Source organism: Chroococcidiopsis sp., from assembly GCF_051657925.1.
Taxonomy (GTDB): Bacteria; Cyanobacteriota; Cyanobacteriia; order Cyanobacteriales; family Chroococcidiopsidaceae; genus Chroococcidiopsis.
The window spans coordinates 1-5,452 of record NZ_JBOFLP010000121.1 but is presented as its reverse complement, the minus strand read 5'-3'; the positions used below and the strand labels follow the sequence as shown (position 1 = coordinate 5,452).

General features: G+C 42.6%; 7 protein-coding genes. 4 read left to right on the top strand and 3 right to left on the bottom strand.

Translation table 11 applies throughout. The annotated features are described in order from the left end of the window. The 3 genes from ACRC32_RS09120 to ACRC32_RS09110 all read left to right on the top strand — a co-directional run. Positions 1-740, top strand: a 740-nt coding sequence (locus tag ACRC32_RS09120) for an aliphatic sulfonate ABC transporter substrate-binding protein (RefSeq protein WP_438553665.1), incomplete at its 5' end; no start/stop codon positions are given. Further along, a complete protein-coding gene (locus ACRC32_RS09115; protein ID WP_438553664.1) occupies positions 737-2,449 on the top strand; it encodes a fumarate reductase/succinate dehydrogenase flavoprotein subunit in 1,713 nt (570 codons plus the stop codon). The genes ACRC32_RS09120 and ACRC32_RS09115, both read left to right, overlap by 4 nt. Before the next feature lie 45 nt (positions 2,450-2,494). Next, entirely contained in the window at positions 2,495-2,722 is a 228-nt protein-coding gene (locus ACRC32_RS09110; protein WP_053455107.1) for a 4Fe-4S dicluster domain-containing protein, read from the top strand. Between the two features lie 29 nt (positions 2,723-2,751). Here ACRC32_RS09110 and ACRC32_RS09105 read toward each other — a convergent pair whose 3' ends face one another. Together ACRC32_RS09105 and ACRC32_RS09100 are read right to left on the bottom strand one after the other, a co-directional pair. Continuing rightward, positions 2,752-3,003 carry a type II toxin-antitoxin system HicA family toxin gene (locus ACRC32_RS09105; RefSeq protein ID WP_438553663.1) on the bottom strand — a complete coding sequence of 84 codons (252 nt, stop codon included), beginning with the start codon at positions 3,001-3,003 and terminating at the stop codon, positions 2,752-2,754. Beyond that, positions 2,996-3,457: a DUF4365 domain-containing protein gene (locus tag ACRC32_RS09100; RefSeq protein ID WP_438553662.1), complete on the bottom strand. Its 462-nt coding sequence runs from the start codon at positions 3,455-3,457 to the stop codon at positions 2,996-2,998. The genes ACRC32_RS09105 and ACRC32_RS09100 overlap by 8 nt, the downstream gene beginning before the upstream one ends. A 161-nt stretch (positions 3,458-3,618) precedes the next feature. On the opposite strand from ACRC32_RS09100, the gene ACRC32_RS09095 reads away from it, so the two are divergent. Further along, a complete protein-coding gene (locus ACRC32_RS09095; protein WP_438553661.1) occupies positions 3,619-4,566 on the top strand; it encodes a HEAT repeat domain-containing protein in 948 nt (315 codons plus the stop codon). A 140-nt stretch (positions 4,567-4,706) separates the two neighbouring features. Here the strand turns inward: ACRC32_RS09095 and ACRC32_RS09090 are convergent, their stop codons facing one another. Further along, positions 4,707-5,099 (bottom strand): carboxymuconolactone decarboxylase family protein, encoded by a 393-nt coding sequence (locus ACRC32_RS09090; RefSeq protein WP_438553660.1) that lies wholly within the window; start codon positions 5,097-5,099, stop codon positions 4,707-4,709. Positions 5,100-5,452 lie beyond the last annotated feature (353 nt).

The window sequence follows — 5,452 nt, the reverse complement described above, 5'->3', positions numbered from 1 at the left end:
CGATGTTAGAAGCAATGAATGCTGGAAGTATTGACTTTGGCTATACCGGAGAAGCACCGCCCGTATTTGCCCAAGCCGCAGGTACTCCCTTAGTCTATGTGGCTTACGATCCTTTGGGTCCTAAAGCTGAAGCCATTATCGTTCCAAAAGATTCTCCGATTAAAACGGTAGCTGACCTTAAAGGTAAAAGAGTTGCTTTTGCTAAAGGATCTAATACTAACTACCTAGTGGTAAAAGCGATCGAAAAAGCAGGATTGCAATACAGCGACATCAAACCAGCTTTTCTCGCTCCAGCAGATGCCCGCGCTGCCTTTGAAGGCAGAAATGTTGATGCCTGGGCAATTTGGGATCCTTACTTAGCAGCAGCCGAGAAAGCAACAGGCGCACGTACCTTAACAGACGCGACTGGATTGGCTCCCAATCGTGGTTATTATCTTGCTGCCAAGTCCTTTACCGAAAAGCGTCCTGATGTCTTAAAGACAGTCTTAGCAGAGGTGAGCGAAGTGAATGACTGGGCAAAGCAGAATCCGGCGGAAGTTGCTAAATTTCTCTCGCCTGAGTTAGGTATCGATACTGCGGCATTGGAAGTAGCAGAAAAGCGGCGCGAGTATGGCGTACTGCCGATTACAGATGAAGTCATTGCCGCACAGCAACAAGTTGCCGATGCCTTCTATAAAATCAATTTGATGCCGAAACAGATTGTCGTGAAAGAAATCGTTTGGCAAGGAAATGTATCATGAGTAACGTAAATCAGCAGTGGATGAAGACAGATGTACTCGTCATTGGTGGCGGTACGGCGGGGACAATGGCAGCAATCAAGGCAAAACAAGCAAACCCTAGCTGTCAGGTGTTGGTTTTGGAAAAAGCGAACATTCGCCGTAGTGGGGCGATCGCAATGGGAATGGATGGAGTGAATACAGCCGTGATCCCTGGACACTCCACACCAGAACAGTACGTTCGCGAAATCACGATCGCCAATGATGGCATTCTGCACCAACCAGCCGTCTACCAAACAGCAAAACTCGGCTACGAAACGATTCAAGAATTAGAAAGTTGGGGCGTTAAGTTTCAAAAAGACCCTCAAGGTAACTACGATGTCAAGCAAGTGCATCGAGTTGGCAAATACGTACTCCCTATGCCAGAAGGTAAAGACTTAAAGACTATTCTCACCCGCCAGGTAAAACGCCACAAAGTACAAGTCACGAATCGCGTCATGGCAACTCGCGTTTTAGTCTCAGAAGGACGGGCGATCGGTGCAGTTGGGTTTGACGTGCGTGGGGGCGATTTTGTCGTCATCCAGGCAAAGGCTGTCATCCTCTGTACGGGTGCTTGCGGACGGTTAGGACTCCCCGCGTCAGGATACCTCTACGGCACTTACGAAAACCCCACGAATGCAGGCGATGGTTACTCGATGGCGTACCATGCAGGGGCAGAATTGACCAATATCGAATGTTTCCAGATCAATCCTTTAATCAAAGACTACAATGGTCCTGCCTGTGCTTACGTTGCTAGCCCTTTTGGGGCATATACTGCCAACGCCGAAGGACACCGCTTCATTAGTTGCGATTATTGGAGCGGTCAAATGATGTTAGAAGTGTGGCAGGAATTGAATTCAGGCAAGGGTCCAATTCAATTGAAAATGACTCATTTAGACGAAAATACAATTGCTGAAATCGAGTCGATTCTTTGGGCAAACGAACGCCCTAGTAGAGGACGTTTCCATGCAGGTAGAGGCGAAGACTATCGCACCCACCCAATTGAAATGAATATCTCAGAAATTGGGCTGTGTAGCGGACATAGTGCTTCTGGCGTTTGGGTGAATGAAAAAGCAGAAACAACCGTACCAGGATTGTATGCGGCGGGAGATATGGCAAGCGTTCCCCACAACTATATGATTGGGGCATTTGTCTTCGGTCGTTTGGCTGGAACTCATGCTGTTGAGTACATTCAAGATTTGGAACATTTAGAACCAGATGCCAACTTTTTAGCAGCAGAAAAAGCGCGGATCTATACACCTCTGAATCAGCCTCAAGGTGTCCCTCATACTCAGGTTGAATATAAGTTGCGACGGTTAGTTAATGATTATATGCAACCGCCAAAATCGGGGTACAAGATGGAGATTGGATTAAATCATTTTGTCCGCTACCATGAAACTTTGGCGCAGATGGGAGCGCGTGACCCTCACGAACTCATGCGTTGTATGGAAGTCCATTTTATTCGCGACTGTGCGGAAATGGCAGCACGCGCATCATTATATCGGCGAGAAAGTCGTTGGGGTTTATATCACTATCACCTGGATTTTCCAGAGAAGAATAATGAAGAATGGTTCTGTCATGTAAATTTGAAAAAGGATGATTCGGGAGAAATGTTTTTGTTCAAGCGTCCTGTAGAGCCTTATGTTGTAGAAGTCGATTTAGATAAGGAAGTTTATCATGTAGCAGCACGATAAACCATAAAATTTAAGGCGATAGCTTCACTATTGGAGATTGATTTTATGGCTTTAATTAATCAGAGAGTTGATGTTCCCGTCATTGTAGATGAGTCTAAGTGTTTGGAAAAATGCACGGCTTGCATTGAAGTTTGCCCCCTCGACGTATTAGCAAAGAATCCAGAAACGGGAAAAGCATATATGAAATATGACGAATGTTGGTTCTGTCTCCCTTGTGAAAAAGAATGTCCCACAAATGCGATTACGGTGCAAATTCCCTTTTTGTTGCGATGAAGAAGTTAATCACTTTTACTAAAGCCGCTTTAGATAGCAACCTTTGCCAAAAAACTATCGAAAGTATTTGTGTCGATTAAGCCATTCTCTGCCAATACTCGACGTACAGCTGTCAAATGCACGGGTTGAACATAAGCCTGCTTCTCATAAGCTGGTAAAATGACCAAAGTTCCCGATGATGGATACTGATAGACTAGTTGAGAACCAGTTGTTGGTACTTTCGCAAAACCTATCTTTAGCAGCAATTGCTCTAGATCGGTAAACTGGATATCTCTAATCATGATGGCGAATTACTCCCTTTAACTGGTTCAGAATATCATTTCGGTATTTGGCAAATTTTTCGATCGCCTCTCGATCTAGTATATTCATTTTAGGCAAGCGCACGGTAATACTTTCACCAATCTTAGATATGTCAAACCCTGGCAAATTCTCAAAATATGCCTGCAAGTATAACCAATAAGCTACATCTAACTGAGCATCATACACAATTAGAATACATGGCATAGGCTCGAACAGCCACAATTCTAGATCGGATCGCGCTATTGTAAAAGCAATAGTTTCTTGGTCGGCAAGTGTTCTAAGAGAATCTCTAGCCTTTAATTGTAGGTAGATTTGACCGTTCTCAATCTCACTATTTACATCATATGTAAAGAGAATTAAATCGAAACCATAATCATACTCTACTCTTTCTACTGAATAACCACATAAAAATACATATCGTTCAACATGATTCACGCTTAAATCTGCTATTATATGTTCCCTATGTCGTTTCTTTTTTGCCATTTCTTAAAATGCAACTTAGTTTTTTTGTATTGGGCTAAAAAATTTAATATTTTAAAATCATTTCTATTAGAGAGTAGTAATGAGAACATTAATTAATTTTATCAGGAGTAGTAATGTTGGCAAATACAAATTCTGAGTTAGCACAATGGTTAGAAATGTTACGATCGCCCAATTTAGACGATCGCTTAGTTGCAGTCAAAACTCTGCAACACTTGGGAGAAGAAGATGCGATCGATGCTTTAATCACTGCCTTGCAAGACGAAAGTAATGCCGTGCAAAAAATTGCGATAACGGCGCTGTGGGAAATTGCTAATCCTGTTGTAGTTTCCGCTTTAGTACCATGCCTTGCTTCACCTGAAGCAGAAATTCGTAGCGAAGCACTATCGGCGTTAGGCGAGTTAGTTTCTCCCGAACATCTACAACTTTTACTAGATTCCCTACAACAAGAAAATTTCCATCTCCAATCCAACATCCTGATTCTTTTACGCAAAATTCATGACGTTCAATGTCTACCTGCGATAATCGACTTCTTCAAGTCAGAACATCCCGAATTACGAGAAGCAGCAGTAACGACTTTATCCTATCTAAATCAAATTCAAAGTTGTCCGCCAGCCCTAAAATTAATGCAAGATTCTGATGGCAGTGTACGACGTGCGGCAGCTTTAACGTTAGGACACTTGGCTGATGAATCAGCGATTGCATTGTTAACGCAAGCACTGATCGCCGATCCAGACTGGCAGGTGCGCCGCAATGCAGCAAAATCGTTAGCAATTCAGGCTAATCCATCAGCAATTTTTGCTGTCGAAAAAGCACTCAAAGACGAACATTGGCAAGTGCGAAAATCTGCCATACAGGTCTTGCAAAAAATACCTGATGCTAAGTTGTTACCTACTTTAATTAAAGCGTTGGCGGATGAATATTCAGATGTGAGAAAAGAAGCAGCGATCGCCCTTGGTAATTTAGGTAATTCCGATGCTATAAGCGCCCTTCAACAAGCATTAGACGATTGCGATCGCGAAGTGAGTATACAAGCTCAGAGAGCTATTGAGAAAATTAGTTGATCGAGCTGATAAGTAACATTGATTCAAACTTGACAATGCTTCAACGACTATAGCGATCGCTTCACTCTAGTTTCCATACAATGCAGGAACGCCTCTTCAAAATCCATTTTATCTTTAAAAAGCGATCGCCCTTGAGTATTTCAAGTCTTGAATCGCTCATCTACTGGAATTTGATAACCATTAGCGAGGCGATTAGTCATATTTGCGGTAGCGACAATTGCCATTAATTCACCAAACATAGTATCGCTCATTCCCTTGGTATATGCTGCTGCTGTATGGGAGGCAATGCAGTATTCGCAACCATTAGTTACGCTTACAGCTATATAAATTAATTCGCGCATCAGTGGATCGATTTCTCCAGGACTAGTCATTACCTCCTTTACTGTCTGCCAAGTGCGTTGTAAAGTTGGTGGATGGTTTGCTAACGCTTTCCAAAAGTTATTAATCTCATCAGTTTTACGGGTAGCACGGATGTCATCGTATACAGCACGTACTTCATCGCTACTGTCTTCGTATTCAATCAACTGAGTCATATATTGATGGAAATGAGTTTCTCTTTTTGTCAGTGAAACAGTAGTGTATAGTAGCCCAAACGAGCAGATGCCGAATTCCTTTTAATTGCCGTGTTAGTTTGCTTCATGCATACTATCATTAATTGATTAAATTACCGTATTATGATTAAAGGAATGCAGATATAATCTGAATGATTTGTATGGCTAGTATATGTGGATAATAGACGAGGTTTATTAGGAGCGATCGCAAACCATCTTCATACGAAAGACGTAATGCTTAACCACCAATCTCCGTTTCACCAATCCCCAGAAGATAACACTGTCGCGCCTCTCAATCCGCTCATCGCTACTCGTCAGCAAGAAGTCATTCAACT

What these genes read in the sequence shown, in the direction of transcription:
- ACRC32_RS09110 (WP_053455107.1), top strand. Translation starts at nt 2,495, where the DNA reads ATGGCTTTAATTAATCAGAGAGTTGATGTTCCCGTCATTGTAGATGAG.
- ACRC32_RS09115 (WP_438553664.1), top strand. Translation starts at nt 737, where the DNA reads ATGAGTAACGTAAATCAGCAGTGGATGAAGACAGATGTACTCGTCATT.
- ACRC32_RS09095 (WP_438553661.1), top strand. Translation starts at nt 3,619, where the DNA reads ATGTTGGCAAATACAAATTCTGAGTTAGCACAATGGTTAGAAATGTTA.
- ACRC32_RS09105 (WP_438553663.1), bottom strand. Translation starts at nt 3,003, where the DNA reads ATGATTAGAGATATCCAGTTTACCGATCTAGAGCAATTGCTGCTAAAG.
- ACRC32_RS09090 (WP_438553660.1), bottom strand. Translation starts at nt 5,099, where the DNA reads ATGACTCAGTTGATTGAATACGAAGACAGTAGCGATGAAGTACGTGCT.